The organism is Halorubrum sp. AD140 (assembly GCF_034497445.1).
Classification (GTDB): Archaea; Halobacteriota; Halobacteria; order Halobacteriales; family Haloferacaceae; genus Halorubrum.
Genome location: NZ_JAXRUU010000052.1, coordinates 1 through 22726 on the forward strand (window position 1 = coordinate 1; position 22726 = coordinate 22726).

The window sequence follows — 22726 nt, forward strand, 5'->3', positions numbered from 1 at the left end:
GTTGAGACGCGCCGCTGCCCGCCCGTTGAGACGCGCCGCTGCCCGCCCGTTGAGACGCGCCGCTGCCCGCCCGTTGAGACGCGCCGCTGCCCGCCGACCGCTCTCGAGTCGCTACCCGCTCGTCGAGACGGTCTCGGTCGGGATCTTGACGATCACGCGCGGGCCGGACTCCTCGCCGTGATGCGGGTACTCGTCGACGTCGAAGTAACGTCGGGCGAGCTCGTCGATGTGCGCTTTCGCTCCCTCCTCGGTCAGCTTCGCCTCGCCGCGGACCGAGACGTAGCGGTAGGGGTCGTCCGGGTCGAGCACGCTGATTCCGACCTTCGGCTCCCGCCGGATGTTTCGCTCCTTCTGCCGACCGCGGGCCGTGTTCACCAGGACGTACTCGCGGTCCTCGTGGTCGACCCACACCGGCGTCACGTGGGGGGTGCCGTCCGGCATCACGGTCGCGAGGTGGGCGTACGATTCGCGCTCGAAGATGTCGACGTGGGATTCCGGGATCACGGGGACGCGTACGGCGTGGAAGCGGGAAAATGTGCCCGATCGATCGGGTCTGACCGCCGGCCGAGACGTGATATTAACACATTATATTATCCCAATCGGATTCCCCAATATGTAGCTAACCTTTACCAATAGGCAGACGCTTCGAAGGTACAATGAGTACCAGTCCCGCGGAGACCGCCGACCAGGACCGCCTCTCAGAGAGCGAATACCGCGACCGCCTGCGCGAACTTCCCCCCAGCGCCAAGCTCGTGGCGAAGGTGCTGGAGAGCGACTCGCCCCTCTCGCAGGGGGGGCTCGCCGACGAGTCGCTTCTCCCCGACCGGACCGTCCGCTACGCGCTCAACCGCCTGGAGGAGGAGGGACTCGTCGACTCCCGGTACAGCTTCAAGGACGCGCGCAAGCAGGTGTACTACCTGACCGTCTAGACGGACCTGTCCCATCGCCCGAGCGTCTCTCCGAGCGGCCCGCTCGCCGACGCCGCACAGAGTCCTTTTTAATCCCGCATCCCGATATCCGGGCGTATGGACCTCTCGGTCGTCGTGCCGACGCTCAACGGACGGGACCGGCTGGCCGCCTGTCTCGACGCGCTGGCGGCTCACGCCCCCGACGCGGAGGTGATCGTCGCCAACGGCCCCTCCGCGGACGGAACGACCGGGATGGTGCGCGACCGCGACGACGTGGACGTGCTCGTCGAGATCTCCGACCGCACGGTCAACGTCGCCCGCAACGCCGGCATCGAGGTCGCGACCGGCGACGCGGTCGCGCTCGTCGACTACGACAACCGGATCGGCGAGAGGTGGCTCGACGCCGTTCGGTCCGGACTCGACGAGGCGGACGTGGTGACGGGGCCCGTGACGCCGGTCGAGCCGTGTCGCGAGCCGGGGGACGTCGGAGGCGATCCGGAGACGGACGCCGCCACGACCGACACCGACGGCCCGGAGCGCCGGACGATCGCGGGGCGGGACGTGACGTACTTCGAGGGCGGGAACGTCGTCTTCCGGCGGGAGACGCTCCGGGACCTCGACGGGTTCGACGAGTATCTGCACACGGGCGGCGCGCGCGACGTCGCTCACCGGCTGGCCCGGATGGACCACGGGGTGGCGTGGCGCGACGACCTCGCCGTGACCAAGGAGCTCCCGAGCCCGACCGCGGCCGACGGCGGACGGAGCGCCCGCGAGTGGGGGTGGAAGTACCGGTCGCTCGCGTACCGGCTCCTGAAGAACTACGGGATCCGCCCGACGGTCGTCGCGCGGGCGGGCTCCCACGCCGCGACGGACGCGGTCGGGGCGGCGGGCGACGTCGTCCGCGGGGAGTTGACGCCCTCGCGGTGGGCGGCGACCGGGCGGGACGTGCTCGTCGGGCTCGCCGGCGGGAGCTCCGACGGGCTGGTCGCCAGGAGCCGCGACCGGAGCCCCGCCCGCAACCCGAACGGCATCTCGGCGCGCGCCGATCGCGCCGTCGCGAGGTACGACCGGCGGGTGCGGGAGGAGTGACCCCGCGCCTTTTAACCCCTATCGTCGTCTACGGCCGGTAACGAATGGGACTCACGAAGCGGATAATCCCCTGTATCGACGTCGACCTCGACGACGACGGGGACGCGGCGGTGTACACGGGCGTCAACTTCGAGAACTTAGAGTACACCGGTGACCCGGTCGAACTGGCGAAGAAGTACAACGCCGCGGGCGCCGACGAGTTCGTCTTCCTCGACATCACCGCGAGCGCGGAGGGCCGCGAGACGATGCTCGACGTGGTGAACGCGGTCGCCGACGAGTGTTTCATCCCGCTCACGGTCGGCGGCGGCATCCGCACGAAGGAAGACATCAAGGAGACGCTCCGCGCGGGCGCGGACAAGGTGTCGATCACGACCGGCGCGCTCGAACGCCCGGCGCTCATCGAGGAGGGCGCCGCGGCGTTCGGCAGCCAGTGTATCGTCATCTCCGTCGACGCGCGCCGCCGGTACGACGACGAGGGCGAGCGCTTCTACGAGGACGCCGACGGCGAGACGGTGTGGTTCGAGTGCACCAAGAAGGGCGGCCGCGAGGGCACCGGGATCGACGCCGTCGAATGGGCGGAGGAGGCCGAGGCGCGCGGCGCCGGCGAGCTGTTCGTCAACTCCATCGACATGGACGGGACGAAGGACGGCTATGACATCCCGCTGATGACGGCGGTGTGCGACGCCGTCTCCACGCCCGTCATCGCCTCTTCCGGCTGCGGCGGCCCCGAGGACATGTACGAGGTGTTCACCGAGGCGAACGCCGACGCGGGACTCGCCGCCTCGATCTTCCACTTCGGCGACTACTCCATCGAGGAGACGAAACGGTACCTCGACGAGCGCGGCGTTCCCGTCCGGCTGTAGGCGACGGGTCGTCGACCCTACTCGGAACTGAAGTAACGTCCGTTCACAACTGCCGTTGTTTCCAATAGTACCGATCGAAACCAACAGATATTATGTGATGCCGAGCGAATCGTGACGTATGTCCACGTCATCGACGCGTGTCCGTGCCGAGCGCCCGGAGCTCGTCTGCAAGCGGACCGACGACGGCTCGGGAGACGGGGAGGTGACGTTCTTCGAGCGGGACCGCGATCCCGACGAGCGGACGACGCGGTGGATCACGGTCCGGGAGGCGGACTGCGTGCCGCGCGACGAGTGGCGGTAGGGCGGTCGGGTCAGCGTCGGTCACCGAGGGGGCGGTTCCGGCGGCCCGATCGCGTCCGGGTATCGTCTCGACCGACAGGAATACGTTTGCTCCCCTCGGAGTGAGTCGGAGTGACAACGACGGCTCTCTCTGCGCTGATCGACCCTCTCTCACGGTTCTCGAACGTCCTCCTCGTGCTCGGCGCCGTCGGCGTCGGCGTCCTCGTTCCGCAGCTGTCGCCGTATTTCGACCCGCTGATCACGCCGCTCGTCGTCTTCCTCGTGTTCACCTCGCTCCGGGGCGTTCGGTTCGCGGCGATAGACTACTCGTCGTACGCCGCGGTGGTCGTTCTCTCGCTCTGTCTCTCGTACGCCGTGTTGCCGCTCGCGGGCATGCGCCTGGTCGAACTCGCGGTCGCGGACGCGTCCGCCCTCGGGTTCGCGATCGCGCTCTCGGTCCCGACGACCGCTGGAAGCGCGATCGTCTGGACGCGGCTCGCTCGCGGCGACGTGCAGCTGGCGACGCTCAGCTCGATCGCGTCGCTGCTTCTCGCGCCCGTCGCGACCCCCCTCGTGCTCACTCGGCTCGTCGGCTCGCAGGTCACGGTCCCGACCGCGTCGATCCTCGCGGACCTCGCCGTGATCGTCGGCGGCGGGGTGCTGCTCGCGGCGGTCGTTCCGACCGACGCGCTGTCGGCGGAGGCGGTCGAACGGGGCTCGACGCTCGCGATACTCCTCCTGATCTACACGGCCGTCGCCGGCGCGGGCGTCGTCGGGGTCGACACCGACGCGCTGCTCGCCGTCGCGGGCGTCTCGACGCTCCTCTTCGGCGTCGGCGCGGCGCTCACCGCCGGCTGTCAGCGCGCGTTCGGCATCGAGCGGGACCGGGCGTTCTCCCTGTTTTTCACCACGAATCTGAAGAACCTCGGAGTCGCGCTGCTGGTCTCGCTCCCGTTCGCCGACCCGCTGGTCACCGTCTCGATAATCGTCTACTACGTCGTCCAGCAGACCGGTGGCGCGGTGCTCGCGGACGCGACGTGAGACCGATTCGACGCCCCGTCCGCCCGGGTCAGTCTTCGGACGGGACGGGCGCGGCCGCCAGCCGCTCTCGGTCCTCGAGCAGCGCGACCGTCGCCAGTCGGATCGCGTGCGGCCACCCGAGCGGCGTCGCGCTGTCTGGCGTCCCGTCGTCGAAGAACTGCTCCGGGAGGTAGCTCGTCGGCTCGCACAGCGACCCGCCCGGAGAGACGTGCGCGAGCAGCTCGCGCGCGCGCTCCGCCAGGCGGTCGGCTCGCGGGTCGTCGCGCGCGTCGAGCAGCGCCGCGAGCTCCGCGCAGGCGTTCGCGCCCCACGCGGTCGAGACGGTCCACACCTTCTCCGAGAGCTGTCCGGCCTGTCGCCACCCGTCGCCCTCGTAGCGGATCAGCCCCGAGATCTCGTCGCTCTCGTGGGCGAGCCCGTCGACGACCGTCTCCACGTGCGAGACGAGCCGGTCCACTCGCTCGTCGTCGACGGCGCCCGCCTCGCCGGGCGAGTCGCTCTCGGCGAGCGCGTCGAACGACCGGTGCGCGCTCGCCAGCGACAGCGTCGAGGAGTCGAGTCGGTCGTCGATCGCCCCCTCGGGCGTCTCGCGGAGCGCGTAACAGCCGCGTTCGGGCACCCAGAGGTCGTCGAGCGCCTCGTACACCCGAACCGCCTGATCGCGCGCGTGGCCGACGAGGTCGTCCGGGAGGGCGGCGGCGTCGAGGTCGGCACCGAGCGCGTCCGCGTCGTCACCGCCGTCGAGCGCGTCCGCGTCGAGCCCCGCTCCGTGGAGCGCGAGCTCGCTGTACGCCTCCAGGAACGTCGCCGCGGTGTGGGCGAACCGGCCGGCGCTGTCCTCCCACGCGTTCTGACAGACCACGGGCCGGCCGTCCGCCGCCAGCGTCTCGTCGAGACCGGCGAGCGCGGCGACGAGGGCACCGTCGAGGCCTGCAACCTCGACGCCCGTCGCGCGCGCCTGCGCGAGGTACGCGATGACGCTCCCGGTCTGGTCGGCCTGGTAGTCGACGTCGGGGCCGTCCTCGATGCGGGCGTTCGCCCACCCGGGCGCCAGCGCGCCGTCCCGCGGCCACACGCGGTGGGGCCAGGAGCCGTCCGGACGCTGCGTGCCGACGTACATCGCCGCCGATCGGGCGTGCCAGTCGTCGAGCCCGAGCCCGAGCCGGCCGTCGGCGTCGAGCAGGAACGTGGATATCTCGGCGTCGTCGCGGAACCAGGTGTAGCCGTAGCCCCCGGAGGTGGCGTAGAAGGGGTCGAAGTCGGGGCCGGCGATCCGGAGCCCCGACTCGGCCGAGAGCAGCGAGAGCACGCGGAGGTCGGCGACCAGCGACTCCCGGGCCGGCGCCGACTCGGGGACGGAGGGGGTCGTCTCGCTCGCGGCCGCGGCGAGCGCGTCGACGGAGTCGAGGGTCTCAAAGAGCTCGTCGAGCCGGGCGCGGGCGGCCTCACGCGTCGTCTCCGTGCGGTCGGTGAGCAGCGACGCGACCGTCGCGACGCCGTTCTCGAGGGGGACGTCGACGACGACCTCCCCGGAGAGCCGCTCCTCCTCGTACCGGTCTCCGTCGCGGGCGCGCGGGAGGTCGGTGGGCGCGTCGGCGAGCAGCTCCGGGAACGTCGCCGGGAGTTGACCGCGGAGCTCCGAGAAGCCGGTGGCGCTCGCGAGGAAGTCGTGCTCCGCGTCGTGGTACATCTCGACCGCGTCGCCGTACCGGAGCTGACCCACCCGGTCGTCGCGGCCGTCGGGCGCGAACCGGGCGTACGCGACGAGGGAGAGGCGCTCGGGGTCGACGTTCGCGTGCCCGTCCTCGCCGACCTCGATCGCCGCGCGCGTGAGGTGCGCGTCCCCGACCGTCGCGTCGTGTCGAGTCACCGTCGCGGCGTCGGCCTCGTGGACGGTCTCGATCAGCGTCGTGTCGTCGACGTATCGCTGCCGCGTGTCGACCTGATCGAGCCAGGTGACGTCGTCGCCGACCGCGAGTCCGAGCCGGGAGCGAACGAGGCCCGTCCGGCCGGTCAACGGGTAGCCGAAGTCGCGGAGTTCGCCGTCGTCGTCGACGTGAACGAGCCGCCCCTCGCCGCCCGAGAACCGACCGGTGACGGTCCGGCGTTCGCCGGGGAACCGGGTCGCGTGTCCGATGGTCCGCTTGTAGTCGTCGAGCGCGTCGCGGAGTTGCATTACGCGGGTAAACGCGCCCTCCGTGTATGAAGTTTTGGTGTAATTATTGTTCGTGTATTTGAACATCGGCCTCCGCGGCCGGGTGTCGGGTGCCTACACGCGCGATCGGGACCCGGCGACCGACGAGCGTCGCGGACCGCCGACGGTCGGGCCACCCGCCGGGAAGGCGGAGGCGACGCTCCGTCCCATATAAGTTCTCCCCCGCAGTGTACCGGAGTATGGACGACCGGACGCTAAACGGCCTCCTCCGTCGGTTCGGGCTCTCGGACAAGGAGATCGACACGTATCTCAGTCTCTTGGAACACGGCGAGGCGAAGGCGAGCACCATCGCGGACGCAGCCGGCGTGTCGAAGCGCTACGTGTACAGCGTGAGCGAGTCGCTCGAGAACCGCGGATTCGTGGAGGTGAACGACCACGTGGTGCCGACGACGATCCGCGCGAACCCGCCCGACGAGGTGATAAACCGCCTCCGCTCCGACGCCGACGCGATCCGCCCCGGACTGGAGGAGCGCTTCTCGCGGACGGAGCGACGGGCCGAGCAGTTCGAGGTGATCAAATCGCGCGTCACCGTCATCAAGCGGATCCGGTCGCTGCTCGACGACGCCGAGTCGGAGGTCACGCTGTCGATCGCGGCCAAGCACCTGCCGGAGGTCCGCGAGTCGCTCGCGGACGCTGTCGACCGCGGCGTCCTCGTGTTGCTCCTCGTCTCCGACGACGGGAAGGCGCCCGCCGGCGGCGCCGAGGACGGGTCGACCGAGCTCGACGGCGTCGCTAGCGTCGTCCGAACGTGGAGCGAGGCGATGCCCACGCTGCTCACGGTCGACTCCGCGGCCGGCGTCGTCGCCCCGCCGGAGCTGCTCCGGCGGTCGGACACGGACCGACAGGCGATCCACTTCAGACAGGAGCAGCTCGCGCCCGTCATCGTCGGCTCGTTTCTCGGCAACTACTGGCCGGCCGCGAGCGAGGTCGCGACCGCGCCGCCGGCGGCGCTGCCGGCGGAGTATGCGAACTTCAGGCACACCCTCTTCCAAGTGACCCTGCACCTCCGAGCCGGGGAGACTCCCCGCGTGACCGTCGGTGGACGGAGGACGGACGGCGACGAGGCCGTCGAGCTCGTCGGGCGCGTCGTCGAGGCGAAACAGGGGATGGTGGAGCCGACGAACAACGAGTTCCCGGTCCAGCACTCGCTCGTCGTGGAGACCGCCGACGGGACCGTCACGGTGGGCGGGAAGGGCGCGTTCGTCGAGGACGTCGAGGCCGACCTCGTGCGGATCGAGGCGGGCGACCCGGACGGGTCCGACAGCACCGGCGAAGCCGACGGAGCCCGTGCGGTCGACGAGTAAGGACCTGGCGGGTCACCCCGCTCTCCACGCTACTCCTCCAGGCTCGGGTGCGTCTCCGGCGGGTCGGGGTGCGGCTCCGCGAACCGCTCGCGCATCGCGGCGAGCGCGGCGGACTCGCGCTCGCGCCGTTCCTCCTCGTCGATCTCCTCGCATCCCGGCGGCACCTCGCGGCCGCGGTCGGTGAAGTACCCCGCCGGCGTCACCCAGTCGTGGTAGAAGGGGGCGTCGTCGTCCTCCAGCAGCGTGACGGCGACCTCCGCGCCGTGGCCGGCGCACACCGCGGCCTGGTGGGGCTTCTCCGCGAGCCGCCCCGCCGCGTACAGTCCGTCGACGCCGGTCCGGCCGCGCTCGTCGACGTCGACGTACGCCTTCCCGCGGTCGAGGACCCCCACCCCGTCGATCCCGTCGAGGTAGCCGACCTCGTTCTTCGTCGCGGCGACGACGTACCGCGTCCGGATCCGGTCGCCGCCGTCGGTGGTGACGACGAATCGGGCGTCGTCGGATTCGCCGTCGCCGTCCCCGGAACCGACGACCGCGACCCGCGTCGCCCGCGCGTCGAGGCGATCCGCCCCGGCGGTCTCGGCCTGTTCGCCGAGGAGGTCGAGCAGTCGTCTGGCGCTGACGCCGAACGGGAACCCCGGGAAGTTCTCAAGGTGCGCGTTCCGCCGGAGGATCGACTCTCCCGGATCGACGACGAACGTGTCGAGCCCCTGCCGGGCCGTGAAGACGGCCGCCGAGAGCCCGGCGACGCCGCCGCCGACGACGACGACGTCGCGCGATACGCGACCTTCGTCGGTCATCGGTCGACCACCTGTCGGCTCCGTCGGCTGTCGTCCGTCGCCAGCGCGTGGTTCGAATCCATACCCGTCGACACGGGCGAGACGGGGTATGCGCTTCGGTCTCGTGTCGCGCTTGGTCCCCGTCGAGGGAGCGACGGCCCCACCTCACCGACGCTGGGGGTTCGATTCCATATAGCGACACGTGCTTTACTTCTCGACGAACGCCCGAACCGTCTCGAACGAGCCGTCGGCGATGGCGGCGGCGATACCCTCGACATCGGCGTCTCGGGGGACCTCGTGTGGATACTTTCGACCGAAGTACCGGAGGAGGTTCGCCACGTCGCGTTCGAGAAACTCGCGGGCGTTCTCGTGGTCGACGGGGACCGCCTGGGGCCAGTCGAAGATCGTGACGCCGCTCTCCGCGACCGCGACGTTGTGCTCGGACATGTCGGCGTGGACCCAGCCGAGCTCGTGTGCGGTCACGAGCTCGCGGAGAACCAGATCGAGGACGCCGACGGCCTGCTCGGGATCGAGCGTCGCGCGCGCGAGCTCCGCGCCGTCGAACTTGTCCATCACGATGGCGTGGCGGTTGTGATCGACCGGCCGCGGCACGCTCACGTCGGGGTACAGCGCCTCCATCGCCTCGAACTCGCGCTCGGCCGCCTTGCGCGCGGTGTACAGCCACGAGACGTGGTCGCGGTCGGCGGTGTACTCGCGCTCGCGGTTCACCTCCCGGAAGTTGGTGTACCCCTCGCGGTGGTACTTCAAGGCGAGCGGCTTGAACGACTGGACCTCGTACACGTCTCCCTCCTTGCCGAACCCGAGGGGTGAGCCGACCCCGTCGATGGTCTCGCGCTCCGAGAAGGTCCGGAGCGCCAAGGCGTCGTACCCCTCGAAGGTGAGCTGGTACCCCTCGTACTGGATCGTCTTCCGTTCGATCAGCTCGCGGTCGAGACACCGGTCGAGCCGGTAGTCGACCTCTTCGCGCGTCAGGCTGGCGTACTCGGGGAGCTTGTCGCGGCGGACCCACTCCGAGAAGCGCATCCCCTGCTCGACGCCCGAGAGGAGATAGAAGTCCTCGGAGTCGAGCTCCGCCATGTCGCTCGCGACGTTTCGGACCATACGGCCCCTACTCCGGCGATTCCTAAAAGGGACGCGCGTTCCGGAGGCACCTCCGATAAATCGCATTCGGCGATAGCAAATCGACTTATCGCCGATCCCAGAGCGTTAGGGTCCGCCGTCGCGGGCGGGACTCGGATCGACCGGACGAGAGGCCCTCAGGTACCGATCGAGGTTCGAAGCCGTAGCGCGGCGAGGTCTCCGCCGCACCGTGCGGTCTGGACGAGACTGTCGAGCACTCGGGTCGTCACGTACGCCTCTTCGGGCGCTCGATCGAGCAGCGTCTCGTCCACCGCGTTCGCCGCTCGAACGACCTGCTCGCACCGATCGAGAGCGGAGTGAGCGACGGTCGTCGGACCGTCGTTGATGACCGCGTCGGAGGCGTCCGCGACGACGAGACGGGCGTCGGCGCTGATCGGTCGCACGTCGTCCAGCACCTCCCCCGAAACGGTGCGGTCGGTCCGCTGGACGCATCGCACGAGCGTCACCGCGTGGTCGGCCACGCGTTCGAGTCGGCGAGCCGTGACGTCGTAAGCGAACAGCTGCGGACGGGTCACGCCGAGCTGATCGAGCTCCGCGAGCTCGAGGAGCGACCGGTTCGAGTGGCGTCGGATGAGCCGGGAGGTGCGTTCCACTTCGTCGTGTCTGTCGACGATGTGATCGGACTCGTCGGTCTCCCCCGAGAGGTACGCGGTCGCGGCATCGTGCATGGAGAGCGCCGTGAACCGGAGCTGGAGGGCCGACTGACGGACCGAAACGTCGCTGGCGTCGAAGAGACACTGTATCGCGATCCGGTCATCGGTCTCCTCGGCGATCTCGGCGCCGGCGAGCCGTGACGAACAGGCCGCGACCGCTCGGCGTTGCTCGGACGTGAGGCAGTCCGGAGACCGGAGCGTGATCCGACCGAATCCCGCGGTGTACGCCTCGCGGAGCATCCGCTCGGCGACGCGGGGGTTCTCGTCGTCGAGCGTTATCTCGGTCGCCGAGAGGTCGCCGTGTTCCTTCTCGTTCCAGCGGACCACCAGCGACCCGTCGCGGTGCGTGTAGAGATAGGCGGTCCCGCCGGCCTCGATGTCGTGCTCCTGGGCCCACTGCACGGGGATGGAGACGGTGTACGTCCCGCCGCCGACCTTCTGGACTTTTCGCGTCTCCATCGTCAGTAGATCAGCTCCGGGTCGTTCTCGACGAGGTACAGCGTTCGTGCCGCGATGTTGACCCCGTGGTCGGCGGTCCGTTCGAGATCACGGATCGTCAACAGGACGACAGACACGTCGTCGAGCACCTGTTCCACGCTCCACGGGTCAGACCCCGTCGCTTCCCGCTCGATCAGACCGCGGACGACGCGTTCGCTCGCGCTGTGACAGAGCGAGTCGATTTCGTCGTCGCGGTCGGCGACGCGGCGGCACGAGGCCGCGTCCGCCGTCCCGTACGCGTCGAGCGCGTCGGCGACGAGCCGGCGGACCAGCGTGCCGATGTCGTGGAGAGCGACGTCCGAGGCGGGGCATCGTTCCGTGGAACGAGTGTAGCGCCCCACGTTCGCCGCGAGGTCTCCGATTCGTTCGAGGTCGGTGAGGATCTTGTACGAGCCGGCGACGAACCGGAGGTCGCTCGCGACCGGTTGCTGGAGCGCGAAGAGGTCGATGCAGTTCGACTCGAGCTCCAGGTAGCGCCGGTTGATCTCGTCGTCCCCCTCGATGACGCGCTTCGCGGCGTCCGCGTCGTTGTCCTCGAACGCCGAGAGGCTCTGATCGAGCCGCGCAATCACCAGCTCGCCCATCTGCTGGACGTCCCGCCGGAGCTCCTCGAGGGACTCCTGGTACTCGCGTCGAGGCATGCGATTACCCGAACTTGCCGGTGACGTAGTCTTCGACCCGCTGGCTCTCCGGATCCTCGAAGATCTTCTCCGTCTCGCCGTACTCGACGAGCTCGCCACCGGTGAGGAAGACGGCCGTCTGCTCGGAGATGCGGGCGGCCTGCTGCATGTTGTGGGTGACGATCACGACCGTGTACTCCTTCGAGAGCTCCTCGATCAGGTCCTCGATCTTGGCGGTCGCGACGGGGTCGAGCGCGGAGGCCGGTTCGTCCATGAGGATCACTTCCGGGTCGACGGCGAGGCACCGGGCGATGCACAGTCGCTGTTGCTGGCCGCCGGAAAGTCCGAGCGCGTTGTCCTCGAGCCGATCGCTCACCTCCTCCCAGAGGGCCGCCTGTCTGAGCGACCGTTCGACGAGTTCGTCCTCTTCCTCCTTGTCGTCGCGGCCCAGCAGGCGCGGGACCAGCCCGCGCTCGACGTCGCCGTGTTTCCGCGGTCCGTAGGCGACGTTGGCGCGGATCGACTTCGGGAACGGGTTCGGCGCCTGAAACACCATCCCCACGCGACGCCGGAGCTGGACGAGGTCGGCGCCGTCCTGATACACCTCCTCGCCGTCGAGTTCGACCGACCCGTCGACCGTTGCGGCCCTGATCCGGTCGTTCATACGGTTCAGCGACCGGAGGAACGTGGACTTCCCGCAGCCGGACGGACCGACGAGCGCGGTGACGCTCTTTTCGGGGATGTCCATCGAGACCCCCGAGAGCGCTTGGTCGTCGCCGTAGTAGACGTCGAGGTCGTCGACGGACATCTTCGGTGTCCCGTCGAACTCGTACTCCGTCCACTCGGCCTGTGACCGCTCCGTGGTCTCGCCGGTGGCGGTGGTGGTCGCGGTCGATGCGTCGGTCTTGGTTTCGGATATCGTGTCGCTCATTGGTGTAACCTCCGCCGGAAGTACGCTCGCGTGCCGATCCCAATCGCGTAGAAGGACAGAACGACGAGGAGGAGCACGAGCGCGGTCGCCCAGCCGATCGCCTCCGCGTTCTCACCGGAGACGCCCGCGGTGATGCTGGCGTACAGCTGGTAGGGAAGCGTCGGCGCGCTGGTCAACAGTGCGTCGTTCGCGACGTACGGCGGCGCCGAGGTGAACTCGAACGACCCGAGGACGTTCGGCGCGTCGTCCCGGAGCCCGCCGGCCATCACGAGCAGGATCGGCGCGGTCTCGCCCGCGATGCGACCGACGCCCAGGATGACGCCGGTGACGATCCCGGGGGCGGCGGCGGGCACGACGACGCTCTTCGTCGTCTGCCACTTCGAGACGCCGAGCGCGGCGCTCGCGTCCCGGTACTCGTCGGGGACGGCCTTGATCGCCTCCCGGCTCGTGATGAGCGCGAGCGGCAACAGCATGAATCCCAGCACCAGCATACCGGCCAGGATAGAGGTGCTGTTGCCGAATCGCGGGACGAGGAACGCGTAGCCGAACAGGCCGAAGACGACGCTCGGGGTGCTCCAGAGCCCGTTCGTCGCAACCTCGACGATCTGCTCGAGCCGGCGGTTGTCCGTGTACTCGGTCAGGAACACGGCCGAGCCGACCGCGAGCGGGACGCCCACGAACACGGCGCCGACGACGACCCACGCCGTGCCGACGATGGCCGGGTAGATCCCGGTGACCCGCTCTGGCCTGAACGAGAAGTTGTTCGTCACGAACGGCCACTCGAACGGCCAGAGCTGGAACCCCTGCGTCGCCGGCGCGAACCCGCGCTGGACGATGAAGAGCACGAGCACCACGAGCACCGCGATCATCGCGAACGCGTTGAGCGAGACGAGCATGCGCGCGCCCCGCTGGCGGCCCATCGTTCCGAACCGGCCGTGCGCCGACGCGGCGGACCACGCGCCGAGCAGCCCGCAGACGATCGACAGTGCCGGCACGACCACCTGTGGGGTGAACGCCCCCGAGAGGTTGGCCGGCTCCCAGAGCCAGCCGGGTCCGATCACGTCGGCGAACACGACCGCCGCGACGCCGAGCGAGAGCGCGGCGGGCGGGACGGTCGTGCCGAGATCCTCGCGCGAGAACAGGATCGCCCCGATCCCGCCCAGCGCGGCGAGCAGTCCGACGGGGACCCAGACGACCGAGCCGAACCCGAGCGTCTCGCTCGCGACGAGTGCGGCCGCGATCCCGGCGATCGAGCCGAAGCAGAGCGCCACGGGAGCCGTCGTCCACTCGTCTGGGTCCGTCTCGAAGCGTCCGGTCGCCGAACCGAGCCCGGCGACGAGCAGCCCGACCCCCACGACGGCGAGCAGCGCCGCGAACAGGTCGTAGGAGCCGGCGCCGGCGAACAGTGTGCCCTCCGGCGAGGCTCGGACGATACCCACACAGCCGAGGACCGCCACGAGCGTCGCGACGCCGGCCGTCGCCGCCGTCAGGAACCCGTACCCCTGCGTCGTGGACGCGACGATGCGCGTCTTGTACGCGTCGCTCATTGGGTGCCCTCCAGCTTGGACTTCATGCGCGCCTCGACGGCGAGGGAGCCGACCGACAGCACCAGCACGGTGACGAACAGCACGACGCCCGCGGCGAACAACGCGTCCATGTGGATCCCGTTGGCGTTGCCGTACTGGCTCGCGATGAGACTCGTGAGCGTCTCGGTGTTACCGAAGACGTCGTAGAGCGGTTCGGGGAGCCGCTGCGAGTGCCCGAGGATGACGGTGGCGGCCATCGTCTCACCCACGGCCCGCCCGACGCCGAGCAGCAGCGCGGCCGTGACCCCCGAGAAGGCGGTCGGCAGGGTGATGCTCTTCGTCGTCTGCCACTCGGTGACGCCCATCGCGACCGAGGCGTCCCGCATCGAGTGCGGGACGCTGGAGAGCGCATCTTCCGCGACCGTGACGACCATGGGGAGCGACATTAGGCCGATGACCATCCCGACGACGAACAGGCTCCCGATCGACGGGAGTTCGAAGTTGTCCATCATGTAGCCGTTGATGATCACGAAGCCGATGAACCCGTAGACGATCGAAGGGATCCCCGCGAGTACCTCCACCGCGGGCTTGACGGTCTCCCGGACCGACGGCGGCGCCATCTCCGAGATGAAAATGGCCCCGGCGATCCCGAGCGGACCCGCCACGAGCATCGCGATGAGCGTCGTGACGAGCGTCCCCCAGATCATCGGCGCGAGTGAGTAGATGTCCTGAGACGTGCTCCAGAGGTCGCCCGACCCGCCCACCCCGGGAACCAGCGTGACCCCGAAGACCTCGATGGGCCCCGTGAGGGCCACGATCTGAATCCCCATGAGCTCGAAGGCCGGGTACGCCTGCTGGAACAGGTAGACGATGATGAGCGTGAGTATCGCGACGGTCGACGCGGTGGCGGAGCCCGTCAGTACTCGCGCCGTCACGGCTTGGTACGCGTACCAGCCGTACGCGGTCAATACAACGAACCCGACCAGCGGGAACACGGTGAGCGTGGAGTTCGCGAGGAAGCTGACGAACGTGGCGGCGAGCAGCGCGACGAGCGCGACCCCGACGAGCCGGCTCGCGACCTCGCCGTCCCTCGCGGCCGGTCGAACGAATCGGTCTATGAGTGTGGTGGAAGACATCGAATCAACGAGTCGATAATAGGTGGGCGGCCCGGCGCCGCTCAGTTCGTCGGCTCCGGCAGCGCCTCGAGCTGCGCCTCGCGCTCCTCGTCCGTCAGCGGGAGGTAGTCGTTCGGCTCGACGAACATCTCCTGGCCGTAGTCGTGGAGGAGCATCCGGATGAACGCGGCCTCCTTGTCGGAGGTGTCTTCCCAGGTGTAACAGTGGAGCGCGCGCGAGAGCGGGTAGTCGAGCGTCCCGAAGTCGTCGGGGTACTCGAACAGCTCGCCCTCGATCTCGAGGTCGACCGCCGGGCACGTCTCGTCGTCGACGAACGCGAGCGCGATGTAGGCGATCGCGTTGTCGGACTCGCTGACGAGCGTCTGAACCTGCTGGTTCTGTCCGCGGCGGACGTCGGTGCCGTCCATCGACGCGTCGGGGTCACCGAGCACGTTGTTCCGGAACGAGGTGTCGGTCCCGGACCCCTCGGCCCGACCGACGGCCTGGATCTCCGCGTCCGGCCCGTCGAGCTCGGACCAGTCGGTGATCTCGCCGCGGTAGATGCCCTGCACGTCCTCGAGCGTCAGCTCGGTCACGCCCGCCTCGTAGATCTCCGGGCTCACGACGATCGGCTGGGCGTCGACCGCCACGATGTGGTCGATGAAGTCCTCGAGTTCCTCCTCGCTCCGGTCGGGGAACTCGGCGCTGACGGGCGCGGACGCGTCACCGATGTCGACCTGGCCGCTCTCGAGCTTCTCCAGCCCGACGCCGGTGTGGTTGAGGCCGATACTGGTGAAGAACGGCGGCGTGCCCTCCTCACCGCTCTCTTCGAAGCCGTACAGACCGGCCCAGTAGTCGGCCATGTTCTTGTCCGTGTCGATGTCGTACTGGTCCGGCCCCCAGTACTCCTCGTCGTCGGCCGGTGCGTTGCCGTTCCACAGCGAGCCCGCGAGGCTCGTGATCGGGTAGACGGTCGAGGAACCGTCCGCGGTCAGGGGCGAGACATCCGCGCTTCCCTCCTCCTCGGTGGATTCCTCGTCCTCGGTGGACTCCTCTTCACTCTCCGATTCGGTGTCGGAGCCGTCGTCACCGTCGGAGCCGTCGGAGCCATCCGAATCGTTCGATTCGGACGACTCGCCCGAACAGCCGGCGAGTGACGTGGCACCTGCAGCGCCCGCCGCGAGAACGAACTTCCGCCGCGATACGAGGTCGGACAGACGCTTTGGATCTTGCGTCATCACCAGAACATAAACGAGTGTCTATTAAATCGGTTTATAATAGGCGTATTGTCGGATCATATACGGAACTGTGCGTACTTATCAAAGAATAGCGCTATATATGAATACGGAGGACACCCCGGTCCCCGCCGAGCGCCGACGCCGCGTCGGCGTCCGGGCCCGACGGAGTCGCTCCCGAAGCCGCAGCGCCCGAGCGCAACCGCTTTCGGGACGGCGAGCGGAGCGAGGCGCATGACCGCACCCGCCGCCGACTGGCGGCTGATCCGCGAGGAGCCGCGACCGGGACCGATGCAGATGGCGCTCGACGAGGTCGCCGCCGAGACGGCGGCGGCGGGCGGACCCGCCACGCTCCGGACGTACCGCTGGGAGCCGAGCTGTCTCACGCTCGGCTACCGGCAGGACCCGGCGACGGTCGACTGGTCGTTCTGCGAGCGCGAGGGGATCGACGTGACCCGCCGGCAGACCGGCGGCGGCGGGATCTACCACGACGGGGCGGGCGACGTCGCCTACTCCGTCGCGGTGCCGGCCGCCGACGTGCCCGGCGAGCTGCTCGACTGCTATCACCTGCTCTGCGAGCCCGTCCTCGACGCGTTCGACCGACTCGGGATCGACGCCGGCTACGTCGAGGAGCCGGTGCCGGAGCTGTACCACCCGGCCTGTTACCTCCGGGAGCTGCACCCCGCACACGACGTGGTGGCGGGCCCGGCGGGAGGCGCGGGCGACGACGCGACGGACCGCCGGAAGATCGCCGGCAACGCGCAGTACCGGAAGCGCGACGCGGTGATTCAGCACGGGTCGCTCACCTTCTCGGTCGACGCGGAGCGACACCTCGGCGTCTTCGCCGACCCGCCGGTGACACCGGCCGAGTTCCGCGAGCGCGTCGTCGGGATGGACGAACTGGCCGATGTCGACCGGGCGGACGCGGTTTCGGCCGTCGAGGCGGCGCTGGGCGACTGGGCGACCGCCGAGCCCGAAGCGACCCTGGAGTCGGACGGGTCGTGGTCGAGCGCGGAACTCGCGCGCGCCGAGGAGCTCGTCGAGACGAAGTACGGCGACGACGGGTGGATCAGAACGCGACCGGGGAACGGCCGGTAACGGGACGGGCCGGTTTCGAAGGGGCTTTTTCGGACGGCCGCGTGGCGCCGGTATGAGCCTCAGAGTCGGCGCCCACGTCTCGATCTCCGGTTCGAGAGCGTCCAACGATCCCGAAACGCCGCCGTACGGAAACATCGCGAACGCGGTGTTCAGACAGAAGCAGTTCGGCGGCAACTGCGGACAGATATTCACGCACTCGCCGCAGGTGTGGCAGGACCCTGACATCGGCGACGAGGAGGCCGAGCAGTTCCGCGAGGGGACCGAGCGCGAGCTTGACGGGCCGTGGGTGATCCACACCTCCTACCTCGTCAACCTCTGTACGCCGAAGGAGGGGCTCCGCGAGAAGACGCTCGACTCGATGCAGAAGGAGGTCGACGCCGCGGAGAAACTGGGGATTCCGTACGTCAACGTCCACCTGGGCGCGCACACGGGCGCGGGCGTCGAGGGCGGGCTCGACAACGCCGCCTCGGTGATCGACGCCGTCGACGTCCCCGACGGCGTCACGATCCTGATCGAGAGCGACGCCGGCGCGGGGACGAAGCTCGGCGGCGAGTTCGAACACCTCGCCGGGATCATCGACCGCACGGAGACGGACATCGACGTCTGCGTCGACACCGCCCACGCGTTCGCGGCGGGCTACGACCTCTCGACGCCCGAGGCGGTCGATCGGACGGTCGCCGAGTTCGACGACGTCGTCGGCTTAGAGCACCTCGAGTACGTCCACCTCAACGACTCGAAACACGCCTGCGGCACCCACAAGGACGAGCACGCCCACATCGGCGAGGGACACATCGGCGAGGCGGGGATGGAGCGGATCCTCAACCACCCGGAGTTGCGGGACGTGCCGCTGGCGCTGGAGACGCCGACCGAGGACGGGAAGAGCTTCGCCTGGAACATCGAGCGCGTCCGCGAGCTGCGGGCGGATTGAGCCGCCACGGGGACGGAGAGTCAGAGCGCCGCCACGGGGGCGGAGAGACGGAAATTCACGAAGCCAGTGAAAATCGTCCGACGCGCCTTTATGTGTTCGGAGCCGTGATCCACGGATATGACCACCACGGAGGCGCTCCTCATCGGTCGCCGTCGTCGGTTGGCCCTCACGATGGTCGGCGGATTCGCCGGGGTCGTGGCGCTAGCGGTCGCGGCCGCGGTCATCGCGGACCTCGCTGACCTCTCGACCGCGACGGCGCTGACCGACCGACTCGTGCCGCTCCTGGTGTTTTACGCGCCGGCGCCGATCGCGGCCGTCGGCGGGTACGCGCGCTGTGGCGGCCCGGCGCTCGTCTTCGCCGCGCTCGTCGTCGTCGGAACCGTCTTCGGCGTTCCCGGCGTGGGACCCGGAGACGACCCGCTCGGCGGCGTGACGATGGCGTTCGCGGCCGTCGGGCTGAGCGGCGCGTTCATCGGCTACTGCGCCGGGGTCACCGTCGCGCTGCTCGCGGACCTCGCCGGATACGGGAACGGCGACGACGCCGATGACGTCGACGACAGGGAGTGACGCATCGAGCTCCGGTTCGGCGGAACGGGTCCCGACGAGGGAGTTCCCTTCCCCACGTTTAATTCGTCTCGAGCCGAACGCGAGAGCGTGCGACGCTTCTCCGCGGAGTACCTCGAACACACCCGGCAGGGGATGTGGGCCGACGACCGGGAGGCCCTCGCGGCCCTGGAGCTGTCGAGCCGCCGCCGCGTCCTCGACGTCGGCTGCGGCACCGGCGAGCTGACCCGCGTCCTCGACGCGGAGGCGGGACCGGACGCGACCGTGATCGGCGTCGACGCCGACCCCGACCTCCTGGCGGTCGCCCGCGAGGAGACCGGCCTCCCGTACGTCGCCGGCGACGCGACGCGACTCCCGCTCCCGGACGACGTCGTCGACCTTGTCGTCTGTCAGGCGCTCCTCATCAACCTTCCCGACCCGGCCGCCGCGGTCCGAGAGTTCGCACGCGTCTCCTCCGACCTCGTGGCCGCGATCGAACCGGACAACGGCGACGTGACGGTGCGTTCGACGGTCGGCGCCGAGGAACGGCTGGAGCGAGAGGCCCGCGAGGCGTACCTGGACGGCGTCGACACCGACGTCGCCCTCGGCGACCGCGTGCGGGAGGCGTTCGCGGCGGCGGGGCTCGGCGACCTCCGCACGCGCCGGTACGTCCACGAGAAGCGGACCGCACCGCCGTACGCGGAGCCGGCGCTGTCGTCCGCGGCGCGGAAGGCCTCCGGCGCGGGGCTCGCCGACCACCGCGAGGAGCTGGTGGCTGCGACGTCCGTGAACGCCTACGACGACCTCCGCCGCCGCTGGCGGGCGATGGGTCGCGAGGTGGTCGACGCGATCGGCGACGGCGAGTACGAGCGCGTCGAGCGCGTCCCCTTCGACGTGACCGTGGGGCGAGTAGAGCGACCGACCGAGTGACGCTCAGCGTATCGCCGGGTCCAGAAAGACGAAGGCGGAGCGGAGCGATCGGGGTGGCATGCCGGCCGCACTCGTAACGGGCTCTTCGAGGGGGATCGGACGGGCGATCGCGCTTCGGTTCGCCGACGACGGCTACGACGTCGCCGTCAACTACCACACCAGCGACGAGGCCGCCGAGGCTGTCGCAGAGGCGGTTCGCGACCGGGGTCAGGGGGCGGTCGTCGTGGGCGCCGACGTCTCGGACCCCGACGCGGCCGCGCGGCTCGCGTCGACGACCGCCGACGCGTTCGGCGGGCTGGACCACGTCGTCAACAACGCCGGGATCGACCAGCACGTGTACACCGCGGACCTCGCTCCCGACGACTTCGACCGGATCATGGACGTCAACGTCAACTCCGCGTTCAACGTCACGAAGGCGGCGCTGCCGCACCTCCGAGAGTCCGACGACGCCCCCTCGGTGACGAACGTCTCCTCCATCCTCGCGCACACCGGGGCGCCGATCGAGTGCCACTACGCCGCCTCGAAGGGGGCGCTGCTCTCGCTCACGCGGAGCCACGCCGGCGACTTCGCGCCCGACGTGCGGGTGAACGCGATCGCCCCCGGCCACGTCGAGACGGACATGACCGACGACCGGACCCCGGAGGAGAAGCGCGAGGAGCTGGCCGATATCCCCGTCGACCGGTACGGCCAGCCCGAGGACATCGCCGACGCGGCCGCCTACCTCCGGGACGCGACGTTCGTCACCGGGGAGACGCTGAACGTGAACGGCGGGGAGCTGATGCGGTAGGCGGGACGGTCGGCGGGAGGCGACTGGAGGCGGCGCTCAGTACTCCGCCAGCCCGGCCTCGATCCGATCGAACCCCTCCTCCAGCCGGTCGACGGAGTTCGCGAAGGAGAGCCGGAGCCGCCCGGGGGCCGTGTCGCCGAAGCCGTCGCCGGGCGCGAGCACGACGCCGTGCTCGCGGAGGAGGTACTTCGCGACGTCGATGGCGGGCGCGTCGAGTCCGGGGTCGAGGAAGGCGTAGAACGCGCCCTCCGGCCGGGGACACGAGAGCCCGTCGATCGCGTCCACCCGGTCGACGACGAGGTTGCGGCGCTCCTCGAACGCGCGGGCCATCTCCTCGAACGGCTCCTGTGGCCCGGTGAGCGCGGCGATCGCGGCGTGCTGGGCGACGCTCGACGCGCAGGCGGTGGTCGACTCGTGGATCGTCACCACCTCGTCGATCAGGTGCCGGTCGCCCGCGAGCCAGCCGAGCCGCCAGCCGGTCATGGCGTACGCCTTCGAGCAGGAGCCGACCGTCAACACGTGGTCCGGGCCGCCGGTGTACGCGGCGATCCCCTCGGCGGGGCCGTCGTACGTGAGCCCGAGGTACACCTCGTCGGCGATCACGTAGGCGTCGCGGTCGGCCGCGGCCTCGACGACCGCCCGGCACTCCTCGGGGTCGAAGACGCGGCCGGTCGGGTTCGACGGCGTCGTGAGCACGACCGCCGCGGTGTCGTCGCTCATCGCGTCGATCACGCGGTCGGCGTCGAGATCGAACCCCGTCTCCGCCGGCATGGGCACCTCGCGGAAGGTCCCGTCCGCGAGCGTCGCCTGCGTCTCGTAGTTGGGCCACGTCGGGCCGGGGACGAGCAGCTCCTCGCCGGGCGACACCGTCGCGAGGACCGCGAGGTGGAGCGCCTCCATCCCGCCGACGGTGACGACGATCTCGTCCGGCTCGTGCGCGACGCCGTACTCGCTCGCGAGCGTGTCGCTGATGGCGCGCCGGCACTCGGGGAGTCCCGCGTTCGAGGTGTAGTGCGTCGCGCCGTCGCGGGCGGCGCTCGCTGCCGCGTCGATCACGTGACCCGGCGTGTCGAAGTCCGGTTCGCCGACCTCCAACCTGACGAGGTCGCCGTCGTGACGCTGTGCGAGGTCGAACATCACGCGGATCCGCGAGCGCTCCGCGCGCCGGACGCGGTCGGTGGGCGTGGGCATACCGTCCACACGGCGATCGGTCTCAAAAGCGGTCCGGTGGCGGCCAACGGCGGACGGCGAGCGGAGGCCCGCGGGGACGGGGGCCCCAGCTCAGACCATGTCGCCGCGCACCGACGCCCCCTCCTGCTCGGCCCGCTGCCGTGTGAGCACGTCCGCGGCCTCGCGCGCCACGTCCTCGTCGGCGCCGAGCATCCCGAGCGCGGCTGGTAGCGTCGGCATCGCGAGGGAGGCCTCGCGGAGCCGGTCGAACGCCTCCGCGTCGCGCGCCCCGTCGACCCACAGGCAGACGCCGCGCGGGTCGATCACCTCCTCGTAGGCGTCGCGGGCCAGCGCGCCCGTCAGGCGCTGGCGCACGTTGTCCTCGAAGCTCGCGTTACACACTTCGAGGTGGATCGGCTCGTCCGCTGCGACGAGCTCGGCTGCGAGACACTTCTCGGGGGCGGCGTACCCGTTGTCGCTCGCGCGCACGCGGTCCGGGTGCGCCTCGGCCCACCCGGCGCGCACGGAGGTGCCGACGCCCTTCACGCCGTACTCGGCCTCGAACGCGGCGGCCGCGTCGCCGTCGCCGCCCATGATCACGTCCTTGGTGAGGTACACGTCGAGGCGCTCGACGGGGTCGAGCCCGAGCGCGACGTCGCCGAACGTCCACACCTCGCGGACGGGGACCGGCATCGTCTCGTCCTCGACCCGGTCGACGAGGGTCTCCAGCCGGTCGACCGCCTGTTCGCGGTTCATTGACGGCCCATAGGCGGGTCGCGGGCAAACCGGTTACGCTCGAGTCAGGTGGGCGGGTTTCCTACGGCCTCGCCGCCGTCGACCGACGTCAGTCGGCGAGGAACTCGCGCAGCCCGTCGGCCGAGCGCGCGTTGAGCACGTCTGCGGTCTCGGCCCACCCGCGCCGGGCGGTGTGGACGCCGTACCGGGCGTTGTCGAGCTCGCGGGGCGAGTGCGCGTCGGTGTCGACGGCGATCGTCGCGCCCGCGTCGACCGCGGGGCGCACGGTGTCGCCGTCGGCGTCGAGCCGGGCCGGGT

Annotated in this window: 23 protein-coding genes and 1 pseudogene; 11 read left to right on the top strand and 13 right to left on the bottom strand. The window is 70.1% G+C overall.

Annotation, left to right across the window (positions count from 1 at the left end; all coding sequences use genetic code 11):
• Nucleotides 1–111: 111 nt before the first annotated feature.
• A complete protein-coding gene (locus U4E84_RS12495) occupies nt 112–504 on the bottom strand; it encodes a PPOX class F420-dependent oxidoreductase (RefSeq protein WP_322532425.1) in 393 nt (130 codons plus the stop codon).
• Nucleotides 505–656: 152 nt separating this feature from the next.
• Between U4E84_RS12495 and U4E84_RS12500 the strand changes: the two genes are divergently transcribed.
• The 5 genes from U4E84_RS12500 to U4E84_RS12520 all read left to right on the top strand — a co-directional run bounded on the left by U4E84_RS12500 (nt 657) and on the right by U4E84_RS12520 (nt 4180).
• On the top strand, nt 657–929 hold the full coding sequence (locus U4E84_RS12500; protein ID WP_322532426.1) for a winged helix-turn-helix transcriptional regulator: 273 nt from the start codon (nt 657–659) through the stop codon (nt 927–929).
• 96 nt (nt 930–1025) lie between these two features.
• Nucleotides 1026–1997: a glycosyltransferase family 2 protein gene (locus U4E84_RS12505; protein WP_322532427.1), complete on the top strand. Its 972-nt coding sequence runs from the start codon at nt 1026–1028 to the stop codon at nt 1995–1997.
• Nucleotides 1998–2041: 44 nt separating this feature from the next.
• Nucleotides 2042–2860: an imidazole glycerol phosphate synthase subunit HisF gene (hisF, locus tag U4E84_RS12510; RefSeq protein ID WP_322532428.1), complete on the top strand. Its 819-nt coding sequence runs from the start codon at nt 2042–2044 to the stop codon at nt 2858–2860.
• Nucleotides 2861–2978: 118 nt separating this feature from the next.
• The gene (locus U4E84_RS12515; protein WP_322532429.1) at nt 2979–3161 is read left to right on the top strand and encodes a hypothetical protein; all 183 of its coding nucleotides are present in this window, start codon (nt 2979–2981) and stop codon (nt 3159–3161) included.
• Nucleotides 3162–3271: 110 nt separating this feature from the next.
• Nucleotides 3272–4180: a bile acid:sodium symporter gene (locus tag U4E84_RS12520; protein WP_322532430.1), complete on the top strand. Its 909-nt coding sequence runs from the start codon at nt 3272–3274 to the stop codon at nt 4178–4180.
• 28 nt (nt 4181–4208) lie between these two features.
• Here U4E84_RS12520 and U4E84_RS12525 read toward each other — a convergent pair whose 3' ends face one another.
• A complete protein-coding gene (locus U4E84_RS12525; RefSeq protein WP_322532431.1) occupies nt 4209–6356 on the bottom strand; it encodes a glucan 1,4-alpha-glucosidase in 2148 nt (715 codons plus the stop codon).
• 218 nt (nt 6357–6574) lie between these two features.
• Here U4E84_RS12525 and U4E84_RS12530 point away from each other — a divergent pair, with 218 nt between their 5' ends.
• Nucleotides 6575–7699: a TrmB family transcriptional regulator sugar-binding domain-containing protein gene (locus tag U4E84_RS12530; RefSeq protein WP_322532432.1), complete on the top strand. Its 1125-nt coding sequence runs from the start codon at nt 6575–6577 to the stop codon at nt 7697–7699.
• A gap of 29 nt (nt 7700–7728) precedes the next feature.
• Here the strand turns inward: U4E84_RS12530 and U4E84_RS12535 are convergent, their stop codons facing one another.
• From U4E84_RS12535 to U4E84_RS12570, 8 genes are all read right to left on the bottom strand, one after another.
• Nucleotides 7729–8499, bottom strand: coding sequence for an FAD-dependent oxidoreductase (locus U4E84_RS12535; RefSeq protein ID WP_322532433.1), 771 nt, complete (start codon nt 8497–8499; stop codon nt 7729–7731).
• 186 nt (nt 8500–8685) lie between these two features.
• Nucleotides 8686–9600, bottom strand: a complete 915-nt coding sequence (locus U4E84_RS12540) for a serine/threonine-protein kinase RIO2 (RefSeq protein ID WP_322532434.1) — start codon at nt 9598–9600, stop codon at nt 8686–8688.
• A gap of 155 nt (nt 9601–9755) precedes the next feature.
• Nucleotides 9756–10751, bottom strand: coding sequence for a phosphate uptake regulator PhoU (locus U4E84_RS12545; RefSeq protein WP_322532435.1), 996 nt, complete (start codon nt 10749–10751; stop codon nt 9756–9758).
• 2 nt (nt 10752–10753) lie between these two features.
• Nucleotides 10754–11431 (bottom strand): phosphate signaling complex protein PhoU, encoded by a 678-nt coding sequence (gene phoU / locus U4E84_RS12550; RefSeq protein ID WP_322532436.1) that lies wholly within the window; start codon nt 11429–11431, stop codon nt 10754–10756.
• A 4-nt stretch (nt 11432–11435) separates the two neighbouring features.
• Nucleotides 11436–12341, bottom strand: a complete 906-nt coding sequence (gene pstB / locus U4E84_RS12555; RefSeq protein ID WP_322532437.1) for a phosphate ABC transporter ATP-binding protein PstB — start codon at nt 12339–12341, stop codon at nt 11436–11438.
• On the bottom strand, nt 12338–13888 hold the full coding sequence (pstA, locus tag U4E84_RS12560) for a phosphate ABC transporter permease PstA (protein ID WP_322532438.1): 1551 nt from the start codon (nt 13886–13888) through the stop codon (nt 12338–12340). Before pstA ends, pstB begins: the two co-directional genes overlap by 4 nt.
• Complete coding sequence (gene pstC, locus U4E84_RS12565) at nt 13885–15003, bottom strand: phosphate ABC transporter permease subunit PstC (protein WP_322532439.1); 1119 nt, start codon at nt 15001–15003, stop codon at nt 13885–13887. The genes pstA and pstC overlap by 4 nt, the downstream gene beginning before the upstream one ends.
• A gap of 41 nt (nt 15004–15044) precedes the next feature.
• Nucleotides 15045–16220, bottom strand: a complete 1176-nt coding sequence (locus tag U4E84_RS12570) for a substrate-binding domain-containing protein (RefSeq protein ID WP_322532440.1) — start codon at nt 16218–16220, stop codon at nt 15045–15047.
• A 231-nt stretch (nt 16221–16451) separates the two neighbouring features.
• On the opposite strand from U4E84_RS12570, the gene U4E84_RS12575 reads away from it, so the two are divergent.
• The 5 genes from U4E84_RS12575 to U4E84_RS12595 all read left to right on the top strand — a co-directional run bounded on the left by U4E84_RS12575 (nt 16452) and on the right by U4E84_RS12595 (nt 20503).
• Nucleotides 16452–17315 carry a biotin/lipoate A/B protein ligase family protein gene (locus U4E84_RS12575; protein WP_322532441.1) on the top strand — a complete coding sequence of 288 codons (864 nt, stop codon included), beginning with the start codon at nt 16452–16454 and terminating at the stop codon, nt 17313–17315.
• A gap of 52 nt (nt 17316–17367) precedes the next feature.
• Nucleotides 17368–18243 carry a deoxyribonuclease IV gene (locus U4E84_RS12580; RefSeq protein WP_322532442.1) on the top strand — a complete coding sequence of 292 codons (876 nt, stop codon included), beginning with the start codon at nt 17368–17370 and terminating at the stop codon, nt 18241–18243.
• A 117-nt stretch (nt 18244–18360) separates the two neighbouring features.
• Entirely contained in the window at nt 18361–18810 is a 450-nt protein-coding gene (locus U4E84_RS12585) for a hypothetical protein (RefSeq protein ID WP_322532443.1), read from the top strand.
• An 87-nt stretch (nt 18811–18897) separates the two neighbouring features.
• Nucleotides 18898–19716 (top strand): class I SAM-dependent methyltransferase, encoded by an 819-nt coding sequence (locus U4E84_RS12590; RefSeq protein WP_322532444.1) that lies wholly within the window; start codon nt 18898–18900, stop codon nt 19714–19716.
• 58 nt (nt 19717–19774) lie between these two features.
• Nucleotides 19775–20503, top strand: coding sequence for a 3-oxoacyl-ACP reductase family protein (locus U4E84_RS12595; RefSeq protein WP_322532445.1), 729 nt, complete (start codon nt 19775–19777; stop codon nt 20501–20503).
• Nucleotides 20504–20539: 36 nt separating this feature from the next.
• Here U4E84_RS12595 and U4E84_RS12600 read toward each other — a convergent pair whose 3' ends face one another.
• The 3 genes and pseudogenes from U4E84_RS12600 to U4E84_RS12610 form a co-directional block, all read right to left on the bottom strand.
• A complete protein-coding gene (locus U4E84_RS12600) occupies nt 20540–21694 on the bottom strand; it encodes a pyridoxal phosphate-dependent aminotransferase (RefSeq protein WP_322532446.1) in 1155 nt (384 codons plus the stop codon).
• Between the two features lie 90 nt (nt 21695–21784).
• The gene (locus U4E84_RS12605; RefSeq protein ID WP_322532447.1) at nt 21785–22429 is read right to left on the bottom strand and encodes a hypothetical protein; all 645 of its coding nucleotides are present in this window, start codon (nt 22427–22429) and stop codon (nt 21785–21787) included.
• 88 nt (nt 22430–22517) lie between these two features.
• Nucleotides 22518–22726 (bottom strand): annotated as a pseudogene (locus U4E84_RS12610) (DNA polymerase/3'-5' exonuclease PolX); the annotation flags it as partial.